This window comes from Duganella sacchari, from assembly GCF_900143065.1.
GTDB classification, from domain to species: Bacteria; Pseudomonadota; Gammaproteobacteria; order Burkholderiales; family Burkholderiaceae_D; genus Rugamonas; species Rugamonas sacchari.
In genome coordinates this window covers 717,791-733,389 of the sequence record NZ_FRCX01000001.1, presented here as the reverse complement: position 1 = coordinate 733,389, position 15,599 = coordinate 717,791, and the positions used below count along the sequence as shown (strand labels likewise).

The following is a 15,599-nucleotide window of genomic DNA, read 5'->3' as shown; positions in this document are numbered from 1 at the left end:
GGTCTATACTGGCTTCATTCCATCTTTAAGAGGTCCACCATGCTGAATCATCAATTCCGTCTCACCAGCCGCCCTGCAGGCGCCGTCAAACGCAGTGACTTCGCCTATGGCAGTGAGGAAGTGCGCGCCCTGGCCGATGGCGAAGTGCTGATCCAGACCGCCTACATTTCGCTCGACCCGGCCATGCGCGGCTGGATGAACGCCAGCGAAAACTCCTACATGCCGCCAGTCGCGCTGGGCGATGTGATGCGCGCGATTGCTGCCGGCCGCGTGATCGATTCGCGCAATGCAGCGTTTGCGGTGGGCGACCATGTTACCGGCCTGCTGGGCGTGCAGGAATACGCCATCTCCACCGGCCAGGGCCTGTTCAAGGTGGATCCTGCACTGGCGCCGCTGCCGCTGTTCCTTGGCACGCTGGGCATGACCGGCATGACCGCCTACTTTGGCCTGCTGGATGTCGGCCAGCCGAAGGCCGGTGAAACGGTGGTGGTTTCCGGCGCAGCTGGCGCGGTAGGCGCCACGGTGGGCCAGATCGCCAAGATCAAGGGCGCACGCGTGGTCGGCATCGCCGGCGGTGCAGACAAGTGCCGCTACCTGGTCCAAGAGCTGGGCTTTGACGCCGCTATCGACTACAAGTCCGAAAATGTGGCCAAGGCCCTCAGGCAGCACTGTCCACAAGGCGTGGACGTGTTCTTCGATAACGTCGGCGGCGAGATTCTGGATGCGGTGCTCGGCAACCTGGCCATGCACGCCCGCGTGGTGATCTGCGGCGCCATCTCGCAGTACAACAATCTGGAGCAGGCGCGCGGTCCGGCCAACTACCTGCAGATCATGGTCAAGCGCGCCACGCTGCGCGGCGTGATGGTGGCCGACTACTACCCGCGCGCGAAAGAAGCCATCACCGATATGGCGGGCTGGCTGCGCGCCGGCCAGCTGAAAACGCGTGAAGACGTGGTGACGGGCCTGGAGACCCTCCCTGAAACCTTCCAGAAGCTGTTCGATGGTTCCAATAACGGCAAACTGGTACTGAAGGTGGCGCAGGGCTAAAGGGTTTACAATGTCGGCTTCATCGAATTTATGTCGCCGACTCACCATGACCCAACGCCTGATCCTCGCCTCCAACAACGCCGGCAAACTCAAGGAATTCAACGAACTGCTGTCCACCGTGGGTTTCTCCGTCCACGCGCAGGGCGAATACGACGTGCCTGAAGCAGATGAACCTTTTCACACGTTTGTCGAAAATGCACTGCAAAAGGCCCGTCACGCCGCGCGTCTGACAGGCTTGCCTGCGCTGGCCGATGATTCTGGCGTGTGCATCAATGCGTTGGGCGGCGCCCCGGGGGTGTATTCGGCCCGCTTTGCCGGTGAACCGAAATCGGACGCCCGCAACAACGAAAAAATGATCGCCGAGCTGGCGAAGCATGAAGACAAGTCCGCGTACTACTACTGCGTGCTGGTGTTCGTGCGCCACGCCGATGACCCTCAGCCGGTGATCGCCGACGGCCGCTGGAACGGCGTCATGATCGATACGCCGCGCGGTAATGGCGGCTTTGGCTACGACCCGTACTTCTACATCCCGTCGCTGGACAAGTGCGCTGCCGAACTCAGTGCCGATGAAAAGAACGCCATGTCGCACCGCGGCCAGGCATTGCGCGCCCTGGTAGAAAAGCTGAAAAAATGATCCCGATTAAAGTCGTCGGCGCAAGCACCAAGCCAGCGCGCGACATCAGCGAGTCTGCGGGCGTCGCTGCGAAATACCTGCAAGGCGGTGCGCTGAACCTGACGGCGTTGCCGCCGCTGTCGCTGTACATCCATTTCCCGTGGTGCGTGCGCAAATGCCCGTACTGCGATTTCAATTCGCACGAAGCCAAGGATGGCGGCGCCTTCCCGGAACAGGAATACCTCGACGCCGTGCGCGCCGATCTGGAACAGGCCTTGCCGCTGATCTGGGGCCGCAAGATCTACACCATCTTCATTGGCGGCGGCACGCCCAGCCTGATGTCGGCCGCCGGGCTGGATCGCCTGCTGTCCGACGTCCGCACCTTGCTGCCGCTGGACAGCGATTGCGAGATCACGATGGAAGCCAACCCTGGCACCTTCGAAGCGGAAAAGTTCAAGTCCTACCGCGCGAGTGGCGTGAACCGCCTGTCGATCGGCATTCAGAGCTTTAACGAGCGCCACCTGAAAGCGCTGGGACGCATCCACGACGACAACGAAGCCAAACGCGCGGTGGAAATCGCCCTCGCCAACTTCGATAACTTCAACCTGGACCTGATGTACGCGCTGCCGTCGCAGACGCTGGAAGAAGCGCGCCAGGACGTGGAGACGGCCATGGCCTTCAATCCACCGCATCTGTCGCTGTACCATCTGACGATGGAGCCGAACACGCTGTTTGCCAAGTATCCGCCAACGCTGCCCGACGACGACGCCAGCGCTGACATGCAGGACATGATCGCCGAACTGACCAAGGCCAACGGCTACGAACAGTACGAGATTTCAGCGTACGCGAAGAAGGGCCACCGCGCGCGCCACAATCTGAACTACTGGGAGTTTGGCGATTACCTCGGCATCGGCGCGGGTGCGCACTCCAAGCTGTCGTTCCCGCACCGCATCCTGCGCCAGGCGCGCTACAAGCAGCCCAAGGCCTATATGGAGCAGGTGAAGCTGGGCGCACCGATCCAGGAAGAATACGAGATCGAGCGCGAGGACATGGGCTTTGAATTCATGCTCAACACGCTGCGCCTGCATGAGGGCTTTGATCCCAACCTGTTCAGCGAGCGTACCGGCATGAGCATCAACGCGATTGACAAGACCCTCAACGAAGCCGAAGCCAAGGGCCTGCTCTATCGCGACTACAAGATCATCAAGCCGACCGTGTTAGGCCAGCGCTTCCTCAATGATCTGCAAGAGATGTTCCTGAAGGGTTAAAACTCTTCCCATTCCTTGTCGCTGCCAACGGCAGCGGGCTTGCTGGCGCTGGCCAGCTGCGGTGCAGGGCGTTTGGCGGCAGCGCCTTTCGCCGCAACAACCGGCTGTGCTGCGGCCAGTTTGCGGGGGGCTGGCGCAGGTGCTGTCAATGCGCCATGCAAGCCTTCATTCCCCAGCTTGAACGAGGATGCCACGTCCGCCAGGCGTGTCGCCTGTTCCTGCATGCTGGCTGCGGCGGCAGCGGCTTGTTCGACCAGCGCGGCATTCTGCTGCGTCACCTGATCCATTTGCGTGATCGCCGTGTTGACCTGATCGATGCCGATGCTCTGCTCACTGCTGGCCGAGGTAATCTCGCCCATGATGTCGGTAACGCGGCGCACGCTGGCCACCACATCGTCCATGGTGCTGCCAGCCTGCTGCACCAGTTTGGAGCCGATGCCCACCTGTTCCACCGAATTACCGATCAATTCCTTGATCTCCTTGGCCGCACCGGCCGAGCGCTGCGCCAGATTGCGCACCTCTGACGCCACCACTGCAAAGCCGCGCCCCTGTTCACCGGCACGCGCGGCTTCCACCGCCGCGTTCAGGGCAAGGATGTTGGTCTGGAAGGCGATGCTGTCGATGACGCTGATGATGTCGTAAATCTTGCGCGAAGAGTCATTGATGGAACCCATGGTGTTCACCACCTGGCCGACGATGTCGCCGCCTTTCTCGGCCACGCTGGAAGCGGCTTGCGCCAGCTGGTTGGCCTGCTTGGCGTTTTCCGCATTCTGGCGCACGGTGGAAGTCAGTTCTTCCATCGACGACGCGGTCTCCTCCAGCGAGCTGGCTTGCTCCTCGGTGCGCTGCGACAGATCCATATTCCCCGCAGCGATCTGGTTGGAAGCGGTGGCGATGGTGTTGGTGCCAACCTGCACCTGGCTGACCACCTCGCGCAGCGCATCATTCATGCCGCGCAGGGCTTTCATCAGATCGCCGATTTCATCCTTGTTGTCTTGCGCATTGAACTGCGTGGTCAGATCACCGTTGGCCACCGTGGCCGCGATGTCCACTGCGGATTTTAGCGGCACCGTGATCGAACGCGAAATAATCCAGGCGGCGACAGAGCCTATGCTCACCATCAGCAAGGCCAATAGCATCAGCAAACTGTTGGCGCGGCTGTTGGCCGCATCGATGGCATGCGCGGTATCGTCGATCGCCTTGCGCTGCATGGCGAGGAAACTCTTCACGCGGTTCTGGTAAGCGTCGGCGGAAGGCGTAAAGGCATCCTTGAACAGCTGCTCGGCCTTGGCCGCGTCGCTGGCTTTGCGCGCGTTCATCACATCCGTTTTAGACTTTTGATACTTGCTGCGGAGTTCAGTGATCTCTTCGTACATCTTGCGTTCTTCATCCGTGGCCAGCAGCTCCTTGATCTGGCCCAGCAGCTCGCTGCCACGCTTGGTGCTGGCGCTGATGGTCTCGGCAAAGGTGTCGGAGAGCTTGTCGTCCGTGCTGCGGGCGATCAGCGCGGTGCGGGCGATAGCGGAATAAATCAGCACATACCAGTCGGACACCAGGCGTTCCTTGGCAAGCGGCTGCTCCATCATGGCGCGCGTGGCCTGGGCGTTGGCGCGGGCGTTGACCAGCGCGACCGAAGTGGCAAGGATCGCCAGCAGCAGTACCACGGCAAAGCCAAAAGCGAGGCGGGTACCGATACGCATTTGCGACAGAACGTTCATGATCTTCACTCCCTCCAGCATGCGGGATACAAGTATGCGCCTGTCCTGCGCCGAAACGGCGCTTTTGCTAACTTCTGTTGCTTTTTGAGAACAGTCAGAAACTGCTGGTCAGATGCAGGTCCGGTTTTTCGGCCCAGCGCGCAAAGGCCTCGGCCATGCGTTCGCTTTCGCCGACGGCTTGCAACCAGTCGCGGTTGCGGCGGTCGTGGTCCTGGCCATAGACATTGAAGTCCTTGCGGTCGGGCAGCTTGGCGTTGGGGAGTGTGGCGACAAATTGCGGCGACGGCGACACCAGAATCATATTCTCCAGCGCGTGATCGTTGGCGCGGCGCCAGGGCATGGATTTATCGAGCCAGCCCGGAACGATGTAATCGTTGAAGTGCGGGTACAGCACCAGGCCGGGATCGCGCTGGTAGGGCAGATGCAGGTGATAGTCGATCAAGCCGCCGTCCCAGTAAGCGCCATCGGGTGCGCCAGCGATGTTGGTGACCGCTTCCAGCACCAGCGGAATCGAACCCGAGGCCAGCAGCGCATCACGCAGATTGGCTTCAGACAGGCCGACGAAGTGGCTGGAGAAGGCATCGAAGCCATCACGCAGCCAGTGCGCATCGTCACGCTGGTGATGGAAGATCACCCGCTCCATCGACGCCGCCAGACGGTTGCGCGACATGGCGTTGCCGGCAGCGGCCATCAGGAAGCCGGCCATTTCGCGCCAACGCGTGCCCTGGGTATTGGCCAGCCTGCCGATACCGCGCACCGTCAACACCGAAAGGTGATGGTGGGGATGCTGCAGCGGCTCGGCGACACGGCCATCGAGCACCTCATCGAGCAGGGCGCGGCAAGTGCGGCTGACATAATCCGGCGTCACCTTGTCCGGATAGCGCTGGCCGGCATACAGCCGCGCCAGGCGCTTGTGCGCGGCGACCGGATCATCAAACGCCGACGCCGCCATGCGCCAGGCGCCAATCGACGCGCCGACGAGACGGCGCTGGCGTGGCGCGTGCCTGAAAAACTCACCAAACATCCAGCAATCCAGCCCATGCAGAATCAGCCCCTTGGGACCGCCGGCGGCGGCGGGGACGATCGCAATATCAGCAGCCTGCAAGCCTTCGGCCGCAATCCGCTGCCTGGCCCGCTGGCCCAGACGAATCGTGATAGGTGAGCTCATGCAATATTCCTAATCCGTGGTCAGGTCCGTCATTTCTACACGACCTCTGCTGTAGGGACAGCGCTACAGCAGAGGCCGTGTAGAAATGACGGACCTGACCCCGGAGGTTAACGAAGGCCGCCGCCGAGGGCGCGGTAGAGGTCGATGGCGGTGGTGGTGCGCAGCAGGCGGGCCTGCACCAGCGATTGCTGGGCGCTGAATAGTTCGCGCTGGGCGTCCAGCACGTCCAGTGTGCTGGCGACGCCGTTGTCGAAGCGCAGTTGCAGCAGTTTTAGCCGGTCGGCTTGCGCTTCCTGCACTGCGCGCTGGGCGTTGACCTGTTCGCCCAGGTAGTCGCGCGCGGCCAGTGCGTCCGCCACTTCGCGGAACGCGGTCTGGATGGTTTTTTCGTAGTCGGCGACGGCGATGTTTTTGCGTACTTCGGACAGTGTCAGGTTGGCGCTGTTGCGGCCGGCGTCGAAGATGGGCAGCGTCAGTTGTGGCGCGAAGGACCAGCTGCCGGAGCCGCTGTCAAACAGACCATGCAGTGATGGGCTGCTGCTGCCGATTGCTGCCGTCAGGCTGATGCGCGGGAAGAAGGCGGCACGCGCGGCGCCGATGTTGGCGCTGGCGGATTTCAGGCGCTGCTCGGCGCTGCGGATGTCGGGACGGCGTGTCAGCAGGTCGGATGGCAGGCCTTCCGGCAGCGCGTTCAGGGCGTCGAGTTGGGCGTCGGTCGGCATGGCGCCGCTGGCAGCGGATGCCGGTGGCTGGCCGACCAGCAGCGTGAGTGCGTTTTCGGCCTGTGCGCGCTGGCGGGCCAAGGTCAACGCGGATGCGCGTGCGGTTTCCATCAGCGTTTCGTTGGAGCGCAGGTCGAGGCGCGATGAGGCGCCGACTTCGGCGCGCTGCTGCGTGAGCTTGTAGGTGCGCGCGCGCGCTTCGTAGGTTTGCTGCGCCAGTGCGTACTGTTCGGCGTAGGCGCGTTCGGTGTAGTAGGCCTGGGCGACTTGCGACACCAGCGCGATCTGCGCCGCGCTGCGTGCTTCTTCGGTGGCCAGGTAGCTGGCCAGGGCGGCGTCGTTCAGGCTTTTTACGCGGCCGAAGAAGTCGAGTTCAAACGCGGAGACCGAGGCGCCGATGTCGTAGCGTTTGCCGATGGTGGTCTGGCCCGTGGACGACAGGAAGGCCGGTGTCTTGGCGCGCGTTTCGCCGAAGCTGGCATTGACGTTGGGCAGGCGGTCGGCCGACTGCACGTTGTACAGCGCGCGCGCTTCTTCGATGCGCAGCACGGCGGTGCGCAGGTCGCGGTTGTTTTCCAGCGAGGCGGCGATCAGCGATTGCAGGCGCTGATCGGTGAAGTAGTCGCGCCAGCCGGTATCGACGGCGGTCCTGGCGTTGGCAGCCAGCGGCAACGGTACGCTGGTGCGCGAGGCGGCGCCGGCGCTGTCGGACGGGAAGGCCGCTGCCACCGGCGCCGCAGGGCGTTCGTAGGTCGGCGCCATCGAGCATGCGGACAGCAGCGATGCGCCGAGCAGCGCAGCGGTCAGCAATGCGGCGCGCGGCGCGCCTGCGAAGGGAACGGGCTTAGTCATAGGTTTCATGGTGTTTGTCGTTCAGTTCATGTGCGGCCAGTTTGCGCTGGCGTTCGCTGCCCTTGAAGATTTTGCGGACCACCACGAAGAATACCGGCACCAGGAAGACGGCCAGCACGGTCGCGGTAATCATCCCGCCCATCACGCCCGTGCCGATGGCGCGCTGGCTGGCGGAGCCCGCGCCGGTGGCGATCACCAGCGGCAGCACGCCGAGGATGAACGCCAGCGAGGTCATGATGATGGGGCGGAAGCGCAGGTGCACGGCTTCCAGCGTCGCTTCGATCAGGCCTTTGCCCTGTGCCTGCAGGTCTTTGGCGAATTCGATAATCAGGATCGCGTTTTTGGCCGACAGGCCGATAATCGCGATCAGGCCGACTTTGAAGTAGACGTCGTTCGGCAGGCCGCGCAAGGAGGCGCCCAGCAGCGCACCCAGCACGCCAAGCGGCACGACCAGCAGCACGGCAATCGGGATCGATTCGCTTTCATACAGCGCGGCCAGCACCAGGAAGGCGGCCAGCAGCGACAGCGCAAACAGCATCGGCGCTTGCGAACCGGAGGTTTTTTCTTCCAGCGACTGGCCGGTCCATTCGATGCCGAAGCCCGGCGGCAACTGTTGCGCCAGGCGTTCCAGTTCCGCCATCGCTTCGCCGGTGGAGCGGCCTGGCGCGGCGTCGCCGGTCAGCTTGATGGCCGGGTAGCCGTTGTAGCGCACCAGCTGCACCGGACCTTGTATCCAGTGCGACGATGCGAACGAGGAGAACGGCACCATGGTGCCGCTGGCGCTGCGCACGTTGAGCTGCATGATGTCCTGCGGTTGCAGGCGGCGTGGCGCGTCGGCCTGCACGATCACGCGCTGCTGGCGGCCGGAGCTGGCGAAGTCGTTGACGTAGGAGGAGCCCAGCGCGGTGGACATCATGGCGTTGACGTCGGCAAACGAGACGCCCAGGGCATTGGCTTTTTCGCGGTCGATGTCCACCTGCAGCTGCGGCGCATCTTCCAGGCCTTCGGGACGCACGCCTTTGAGGATGTCGCTTTTGCCGGCAAGACCCAGCAGCTGGTTGCGCGCGGCGATCAGCGCATCGTGGCCCTGTGCGCTGCGGTCCTGCAGGCGCGCGGTGATGCCGGTGGCGTTACCGAGTTCGCGGATCGGCGGAGGGCTGAGCGGGAAGATGATGGCGTCCGGGATCGAGGACAGTGCGCCAAACGCGCGCTGTGCAATCGCCTGTGCCGATTCATCCGGTCCGCGCTCTTTCCAGTCTTTGAGCGGGATGAACACCAGGCCCGCGTTCTGGCCGTTGCCGGAGAACGAGAAGCCCGCCACGGCGATGGTGCGCGCCACGCCGGGCTGTTTGCGGAAGTAGGCGTCGGCCTGCGCCAGCACGGCTTGCGTGCGGCTGGTCGATGCGCCCGCCGGCAGCTGGACGTTGGCGATCAGGTAGCCCTGGTCTTCGTTGGGCAGGAACGACGATGGCAGGCGCGCATACAGCCAGCCCACCACGCCGCACAGCAGCGCGAAGATCATCAGGTAACGGCCGGTGCGCTTGAGGATGTTGGCAATCACGCCCTGGTAACCGGTCGCAGTGACGGCGAACTTGCGGTTGAACCAGCCGAAGAAGCCTTTCTTCTCGTGGTGGTGTCCCGCTTCCACCGGCTTGAGCATGGTGGCGCACAGCGCCGGCGTCAGCGTCAGCGCCATCAGCGCGGAGAACAGCATGGCCGACACCATCGCCAGCGAGAACTGGCGGTAGATGGCGCCTACGGCGCCGCCGAAGAAGGCCATGGGAATGAACACGGCCACCAGCACCAGCGTAATGCCGATGATTGCGCCGGTGATCTGGCCCATGGCCTTGCGCGTGGCGTCGCGCGGCGACAGGCCTTCTTCGCTCATGATGCGTTCGACGTTTTCCACCACCACGATGGCGTCGTCGACCAGAATGCCGATCGCCAGCACCATGCCGAACATGGTCAGCACGTTGATGGAGAAGCCAAACAGCTGCATGGCGGCGAAGGTACCCATCAGCGCCACCGGCACGACGATGGTCGGGATCAGCGTGTAGCGGATGTTTTGCAGGAACAGGTACATTACCAGGAACACCAGCACCACCGCTTCCAGCAGGGTCTTGACCACTTCTTCAATCGAGATCTTGACGAACAGCGAGGTGTCGTAAGGGATGGTGTACTTGACGCCAGGCGGGAAGTATCTGGACAGCTGCTCCATCTTGTCTTTGACGGCGGTGGCGGTTTGCAGCGCGTTACCGGTCAGCGACAGCTGCACGGCAATTGCCGAAAACGGTGCGCCATTCAGGCGTGCGCTGATGTTGAAGCTGGCGCCGCCCATTTCGATGCGGGCCACGTCTTTCAGCCGCACCAGCGAGCCGTTGGGATTGGCGCGCAGGACGATCTCGCCAAACTCGGTGGTGGACGACAGCTGGCCCGTCACCACGATCGGCGCCGAGAAGGTTTGCTGCGCAGGGCTGGGCAGGTCGCCCAGCGTGCCGGAGGTGACCTGCGCATTTTGCGCGCGGATGGCGGCGGTGACGTCGGCCATGGTCATTTTCAGGCCGAGCAGTTTTTGCGGATCGACCCAGATACGCATGGCGCGCTCGGTGCCGAACAACTGCGCCTGGCCGACGCCGGGAATGCGCTTGATTTCATTGACGACGTTGCGCGCCATGTAGTCGCCCAGGCCCGTTGGGTCGAGGCGGCCGTCGGTGGAGGTCAGGCCGACGAACATCAGGATGTTGGAACGGGCTTTGTTGACCTGCACACCTTGCTGCGTGACGGCGGCCGGCAGGCGCGATTCCACGCGCTTGATGCGGTTCTGGACGTCCACCGCCGCCAGGTCGGGATTGGTGCCGGGGACGAAGGTGACGGTGATGGTGACGGCGCCATTGGCTTCGCTTTGCGATTCGACGTATTGCAGGCCGTCGGCGCCGTTCATCTCCTGTTCGATGACGCTGGTGACGGCGTCGTCCAGCACTTGCGCGGTGGCGCCAGGGTAGGTTGCCGTCACCACGATGGATGGCGGGGCGATGGTGGGGTACTGTGCGACCGGCAGCACGGTAATCGCCAGCATCCCGCCCAGCAGGATGAACAGGGCGATGACCCATGCGAAGACCGGGCGGTCAATGAAGAACTTGGCCATGTGGGCTCCCGGTTATTTGGCGGCGCTGGCGGCGGGCGCGGCGGCACTGCCGGCCGGGCCTTTCCACGGCTGCGGATTCACGGTGGCGCCAGGCTTGGCTTTCTGGAAGCCTTCAACCACGATGCGCTCGCCACCTTTGAGGCCGGAGCTGACCACCCAGTTGTTGCCGTCATTGGCGTTGGCGACGACAGGCTGCGAAGCCACCTTGTTGTCGGCGCCGACGATCAGCACCGTCGAACCTTCATTGGTGCGCACGATCGCCTGCTGCGGCACAGTGATGGCGGCATCGCTGACGCCTTGCTCCAGCCGTGCACGCACATACATGCCCGGCAGCAGAATACGGTCCGGATTGGGGAATTCGGCGCGCATCGAGACCGAGCCGGTGCTCTCATCCACCGACACATCCGAGAACAGCAGCTTGCCCGCCTGCGGATAGACCTGGCCGTCTTCCGTCACCAGCGTCACGCGCGCCTGGTCCTTGCCGGCGCTTTTCAGCTTGCCGCTGGCCAGCGCGCTTTTCAATTTCAGCACCTCGGTGGAGGACTGGGTGATGGTGACGTAGATCGGGTCCAGCTGCTGCACGGTGGCCATCGGCGTTGCTTCGCCCTGGCCGACCAGCGCGCCCTCGGTCACCAGCGCGCGGCTGACGCGGCCGGCGATCGGCGAGGTGACGGTTGCATAGCCCAGTGTCAGCCCGGCATTGGTGCGGGCTGCTTTACTGGTGGCCAGGTCGGCCGCGGCCTGCTTCTGCGCGGTGACGGCGTCGTCGTATTCCTGCTGGCTGACGGCCTGCGCCGCCAACAATGGTTTATACCGTTTTACCTTGAGGTCCGCCTGCGCCAGGTTGGCTTCCGCCTTGGCCACGGCTGCCTGGGCGCTGTCGAAAGAGGCCTGGAACTGCGCCGGATCGATGCGGAACAGCACCTCGCCGGCCTTGACGTCGCCACCTTCCTTGTACATCCGTTGCAGCACGATGCCGGCGGTACGCGCGCGCACCTGCGCAATGCGCGAGGCTTCCGTGCGGCCCGGCAGTTCGCTGCTCAGCGTAACGGTGGCGGGATTGACGGTGATGACAGCAACGGTGGCGGGCGGTGGGGCGGCAGGCGGCGCCGCCTTGTCGCCGCAGGCGCTCAAAAGGGTGAGAACGGCGACGGCAACAGCGGTGCTACGAGGAACGGATCTCATGGACTGGTCTCGCGAGTGGGTTTTATAGTTGATGCAAGATTGTAATACAGTCAGAAAAACCACGTTGGGACCGGTCCCAAATGCAAAAAAGGCAGAAGAACGGCCTGCGCCGCGCTTCTGCCCTGTGCCGGCCGGCGCTAAGGATTAACGCATGCCGGAGATGATTTGCTTGAGTTTGCCGGTGTCGGCGACGAAGGCGCGGATGCCTTCGGCGGTTTTCTCGGTGGCCATTGCATCTTCGTTCATCATGAAGCGGAAGGTGGCTTCATCGACGGCGATCTTGCCGATGGCGGCGCTCTTGCCGCTGTCCGAACTCAGTTTGCGCTCGACCGGGGCGTTGGTGTCCGCCAGTTTTTGCAGCAGGTCGGGGCTGATGGTCAGCAGGTCGCAGCCCGCCAGTTCCAGGATCTGGCCGACGTTGCGGAAGCTGGCGCCCATCACTTCGGTGCTGTAGCCGAACTTGCGGTAGTAGTTGTAGATGCGCTTGACCGACTGCACGCCCGGGTCTTCCGCGCCTTCGTATTCGATGCCGGTGTTTTTCTTGTACCAGTCGTAGATGCGGCCGACGAAGGGCGAAATCAGCTTGGCGCCCGCTTCGGCGCAGGCGATTGCCTGTGGCAGCGAGAACAGCAGCGTCATATTGGTGTGGATGCCTTCCTTCTCCAGGATCTCGGCGGCGCGGATGCCTTCCCAGGTCGAGGCCATCTTGATCAGCACGCGCTCGCGCTCGATGCCGTTCTTTTCGTACAGCTTGATCAGTTCACGGCCTTTGGCCACCGAGGCGGTAGTGTTGAACGACAGGGCGGCGTCGATCTCGGTCGAGACGCGGCCAGGAATCACGCGCAGGATCTGCTTGCCGAAAGCGACCAGCAGGTGGTCGATCACTTCGCCGGTGCTGGCGTCGAGGTTGTCGCGTACGGCTTTTTCCAGCAGCGGTTTGTACTCGTCTTTTTGCACCGCTTTCAGGATCAGCGACGGGTTGGTGGTCGCGTCGCGCGGGGTGTATTGCTGGATGGCCTGGAAGTCGCCGGTATCGGCGACGACGGTGGTGTATTGCTTGAGTTGTTCGAGTTGGTTCATAAACGCTGCCAATCTGATAAGGGAGTTGTAGTCGCGCTTATTTTACTCCTACCAGCCCGTAACAGCCCAGTTCAACCGAGGCGCATGACAATTGCGCCACAGGCGATCAGGGTAATCGCCAGGATGCGGCCGGGCGCCAGCCGCTCGCGCAGGAACAGGGCGGCAATCGCGGCGGCAAACAGGATCGAGGTTTCGCGCAGCGCGGCGACGGCGGCCACCGGCGCCTGCGTCATCGCCCACAGCGCCAGGCCGTAGGACGCCAGCGTACCGACCCCGCCCAGCAGCATCACGCGCAGGTGCGTGCGGGCGTAGGCGGGCAGTTCGCGCCAGCGGTGGGTGGAACACAGCAGCAGCATCACGGCGGTCAACACGAACAGCCACATGGTGTAGGCGGCCGGCGCGCCGGAGCGGCGCACGCCGACGGCGTCGATCATGGTGTAGCCGGCGATGACGGCGGCGTTGAGCAGCGCGTAGCTGGTTGCCCGGCGGCGCGCGCCGCGGTTGGCGGCGGTGTCGGCGCCGGCGTTGGCGCCACGCAGGATGGTCAGCGTCAGTACGCCGCCGCAGATCAGCATGACGGCGATGTCCTGGCTCAGATGCAGGCGCTCGCCCAGCAGCGGCACGCTGGCCAGCGCCACCAGCAGCGGTGCGGCGCCGCGCATCAGCGGGTAGGCCTGGCTCATGTCGCCGTGGCGGTAGGTGGCGGCCAGCAAGCGGTAGTAAATCACCTGGCAGCAGGCGGAGGCGATCAGCCACGGCCAGCTGTCCTGTGCTGGCGTCGCGATGAACGGCAGCAGCGGCAACGAGACCAGGCCAGCGCCGCAGGCCACCAGCAGCGTGGTCAGGTATTTATCGGGGCCGGCTTTGACCAGGGCATTCCAGGTCGCATGCAGCAGCGCGGCAAACAGGACGACGGTGACGACGGAACTGTCCATCAGCTAGCCAGTGGTCCGGGCAGTGGCGCGCATCATTCCCCCTTTGGTGCGATCAGCCTCTCGATTTCGGCCAGCAGCACTTCAAAGCGCACCGGCTTTTTGAAAAAGCTATCATACGGCAGCGCGGGCTCTTTGATCATGCCGGCACTGGTCAGGATGAAAGGAATGTTGCGTAGTTGCGCATCGTCGCGCCAGGCCTTGCACAGCCGCCCACCGTCCATCACCGGCATCATGAGGTCGGATAACACCAGGTCCGGCCGCTCGATGGCCGCCGCCGCCAGCGCCTCGGCACCGTTGTTGGCCGTCAGCACGCGGTAGCCGTGGTATTCGAACAGCATGCTGTAGGCACTCAGCACGTCGAATTCATCATCGACCAGCAGCAGTAGCGGGCCGGCGGGGGAAGCGGGGGGCGAGTTCATGGGCGCCTTAAAACGGCTGTGCGCGCTGGAAGGATGCGGGTCCTTCTATGCTCATGCCCTGATTGGAAATCAGCAGGACATGATTGGCGGCGTCGTAAGTGCTTTCCCGCAGTTTTAGCACGCCGATCTGGCGCCGGTTGACGCCACCCACATCGACATAGCGCATCAGGATGATGTTCTCGAACAGCATCGACTCCGACGCCTCGGGCTTGGCGGTGCCATGGGCGAAGTAGGGCAGTTCCTGCGTAAAGAAGGTGGTCACATTGCGGCGCCGCAGCTCGTTTACCAGCGCCACCAGGAAGGAGCGGGTACGGTGTGCGTGCAGGATGATTTCGCGCAGCGCGTCGATGCCATCCACCATCAGCCGCACGACCTTGCGCTGTTCGATATTGTGCAGCACCTGCTGCGCCAGGCCGTCCACCAGCACTTCCAGGGGTGGGTTCCAGATCACTTGCAGCTTGCCGCTGTCAAGGTGCGGTTGCAGGTCGATGTCGACGCTGCGCGCCTTTTCCAGCAACCGTGTCGGCGATTCGTGAAAACCGACGATCAGGCAGGTTTCGCCGCGTTTGAGGCCATCGTAAATAAAGTGCAGCGCCATCAGCGTCTTGCCGACGCCGGGATTGCCCAGCAGGGCGGTGGTGGAGCCGCTGATGACGCCGCCATTGGTCAGCAGGTCCCAGCCGTCGATGCCGAAGCCGACCCGGGATGGCGTCTGCGGCGGCTCGGCGCCGGCCGCGCTGTTGATCGCTTCCAGGCGCGGGTAGATGGCGACGCCGTCGCTGCCCACTTCAAACACGTGTCGGCCCAGCATGTGCTTGGACCCGCGCAATTTGAAGACCTTGATTTCGCGGATCAGTTGCATGCCGCGTTCAAACTGGCTCAGTTCGATGAGGCCATCGACCAGCGTGTTTTCCGAGTCGGCCACATTGCCTTCGGTCGGCGACAGCAGGAAGGTGGTGCACTCCATGGTCGACACCAGCGAATTCAGCGACAGCATGAACTCGGACAGCGACATGTCCGATGGCGCGGCCTCGCGCACGGTACGGAAGCCGTCAATAATCATGATGTCGGGGCGCTGTTCGGCCAGTGTGGCGGCAATCAGCTTCTGCAGCGCGCGCAGGCCGCCACGCAGCAGCTCGCTGTAGGCGCCGAGAAACTTGATACGGTCGCCAACCAGGCTCTCGTCGAAGAAGGAGAAGTTGCTCAGGTGGTTGAGCATCTTGTTATGGGTCTCGGCGATCAGCGTGAGGATCAGCACCTTCTTGCCCTGGTGTGCGTGATGGAAGCCGATCTGGCACGCCAGGGTGGTCTTGCCGCTGCCGGCCAGGCCTTCGATCAGGTACAGGCTATGCGCAGGGAAGCCGCCACCGAGGATGTGGTCCAGCCCGGGTACGCCGGTGTGCAGCAGGGGGATGCGCGTCGTGTTCATGTCCAGGTCACAATATTA

The 15,599-nt window shown here is 63.4% G+C and carries 12 protein-coding genes; 3 read left to right on the top strand and 9 right to left on the bottom strand.

Going from position 1 to position 15,599, the window contains the following annotated elements:
* Nucleotides 1-39: 39 nt before the first annotated feature.
* Genes BUA36_RS03440 through hemW form a run of 3 tightly spaced genes read left to right on the top strand, consistent with a single transcriptional unit; the run spans nt 40 to nt 2,928 of the window.
* Nucleotides 40-1,047 carry an NADP-dependent oxidoreductase gene (locus BUA36_RS03440; protein ID WP_072781337.1) on the top strand — a complete coding sequence of 336 codons (1,008 nt, stop codon included), beginning with the start codon at nt 40-42 and terminating at the stop codon, nt 1,045-1,047.
* 46 nt (nt 1,048-1,093) lie between these two features.
* Nucleotides 1,094-1,681, top strand: a complete 588-nt coding sequence (rdgB, locus tag BUA36_RS03435; protein ID WP_072781336.1) for an RdgB/HAM1 family non-canonical purine NTP pyrophosphatase — start codon at nt 1,094-1,096, stop codon at nt 1,679-1,681.
* Nucleotides 1,678-2,928 carry a radical SAM family heme chaperone HemW gene (gene hemW, locus BUA36_RS03430; protein ID WP_072781334.1) on the top strand — a complete coding sequence of 417 codons (1,251 nt, stop codon included), beginning with the start codon at nt 1,678-1,680 and terminating at the stop codon, nt 2,926-2,928. The genes rdgB and hemW overlap by 4 nt, the downstream gene beginning before the upstream one ends.
* On the opposite strand, the gene BUA36_RS03425 is transcribed toward hemW, so the two are convergent.
* The 9 genes from BUA36_RS03425 to BUA36_RS03385 all read right to left on the bottom strand — a co-directional run bounded on the left by BUA36_RS03425 (nt 2,925) and on the right by BUA36_RS03385 (nt 15,581).
* On the bottom strand, nt 2,925-4,646 hold the full coding sequence (locus BUA36_RS03425; protein WP_072781571.1) for a methyl-accepting chemotaxis protein: 1,722 nt from the start codon (nt 4,644-4,646) through the stop codon (nt 2,925-2,927). The two genes, hemW and BUA36_RS03425, sit on opposite strands and share 4 nt — an antisense overlap.
* Before the next feature lie 94 nt (nt 4,647-4,740).
* A complete protein-coding gene (locus BUA36_RS03420) occupies nt 4,741-5,814 on the bottom strand; it encodes a patatin-like phospholipase family protein (RefSeq protein ID WP_072781332.1) in 1,074 nt (357 codons plus the stop codon).
* 107 nt (nt 5,815-5,921) lie between these two features.
* A complete protein-coding gene (locus BUA36_RS03415) occupies nt 5,922-7,388 on the bottom strand; it encodes an efflux transporter outer membrane subunit (RefSeq protein ID WP_139260336.1) in 1,467 nt (488 codons plus the stop codon).
* Nucleotides 7,381-10,533, bottom strand: a complete 3,153-nt coding sequence (locus tag BUA36_RS03410) for an efflux RND transporter permease subunit (protein WP_072781329.1) — start codon at nt 10,531-10,533, stop codon at nt 7,381-7,383. The genes BUA36_RS03415 and BUA36_RS03410 overlap by 8 nt, the downstream gene beginning before the upstream one ends.
* Before the next feature lie 12 nt (nt 10,534-10,545).
* Nucleotides 10,546-11,718 (bottom strand): efflux RND transporter periplasmic adaptor subunit, encoded by a 1,173-nt coding sequence (locus tag BUA36_RS03405; RefSeq protein WP_072781328.1) that lies wholly within the window; start codon nt 11,716-11,718, stop codon nt 10,546-10,548.
* A gap of 144 nt (nt 11,719-11,862) precedes the next feature.
* Nucleotides 11,863-12,798 (bottom strand): transaldolase, encoded by a 936-nt coding sequence (tal, locus tag BUA36_RS03400; protein WP_072781326.1) that lies wholly within the window; start codon nt 12,796-12,798, stop codon nt 11,863-11,865.
* Between the two features lie 71 nt (nt 12,799-12,869).
* Nucleotides 12,870-13,733, bottom strand: coding sequence for an EamA family transporter (locus BUA36_RS03395; protein WP_072781324.1), 864 nt, complete (start codon nt 13,731-13,733; stop codon nt 12,870-12,872).
* A gap of 32 nt (nt 13,734-13,765) precedes the next feature.
* Nucleotides 13,766-14,152, bottom strand: a complete 387-nt coding sequence (locus BUA36_RS03390) for a response regulator (protein WP_072781323.1) — start codon at nt 14,150-14,152, stop codon at nt 13,766-13,768.
* 7 nt (nt 14,153-14,159) lie between these two features.
* Nucleotides 14,160-15,581 carry an ATPase domain-containing protein gene (locus BUA36_RS03385; RefSeq protein ID WP_072781321.1) on the bottom strand — a complete coding sequence of 474 codons (1,422 nt, stop codon included), beginning with the start codon at nt 15,579-15,581 and terminating at the stop codon, nt 14,160-14,162.
* Between the last annotated feature and the right edge of the window lie 18 nt (nt 15,582-15,599).

Coding starts and splice junctions, on each gene's coding strand:
- BUA36_RS03390 (WP_072781323.1), bottom strand. CDS start 14,152: ATGAACTCGCCCCCCGCTTCCCCCGCCGGCCCGCTACTGCTGCTGGTC.
- BUA36_RS03415 (WP_139260336.1), bottom strand. CDS start 7,388: ATGACTAAGCCCGTTCCCTTCGCAGGCGCGCCGCGCGCCGCATTGCTG.
- BUA36_RS03425 (WP_072781571.1), bottom strand. CDS start 4,646: ATGAACGTTCTGTCGCAAATGCGTATCGGTACCCGCCTCGCTTTTGGC.
- tal (WP_072781326.1), bottom strand. CDS start 12,798: ATGAACCAACTCGAACAACTCAAGCAATACACCACCGTCGTCGCCGAT.
- hemW (WP_072781334.1), top strand. CDS start 1,678: ATGATCCCGATTAAAGTCGTCGGCGCAAGCACCAAGCCAGCGCGCGAC.
- BUA36_RS03385 (WP_072781321.1), bottom strand. CDS start 15,581: ATGAACACGACGCGCATCCCCCTGCTGCACACCGGCGTACCCGGGCTG.
- BUA36_RS03410 (WP_072781329.1), bottom strand. CDS start 10,533: ATGGCCAAGTTCTTCATTGACCGCCCGGTCTTCGCATGGGTCATCGCC.
- BUA36_RS03405 (WP_072781328.1), bottom strand. CDS start 11,718: ATGAGATCCGTTCCTCGTAGCACCGCTGTTGCCGTCGCCGTTCTCACC.
- BUA36_RS03420 (WP_072781332.1), bottom strand. CDS start 5,814: ATGAGCTCACCTATCACGATTCGTCTGGGCCAGCGGGCCAGGCAGCGG.
- BUA36_RS03395 (WP_072781324.1), bottom strand. CDS start 13,733: ATGGACAGTTCCGTCGTCACCGTCGTCCTGTTTGCCGCGCTGCTGCAT.
- BUA36_RS03440 (WP_072781337.1), top strand. CDS start 40: ATGCTGAATCATCAATTCCGTCTCACCAGCCGCCCTGCAGGCGCCGTC.
- rdgB (WP_072781336.1), top strand. CDS start 1,094: ATGACCCAACGCCTGATCCTCGCCTCCAACAACGCCGGCAAACTCAAG.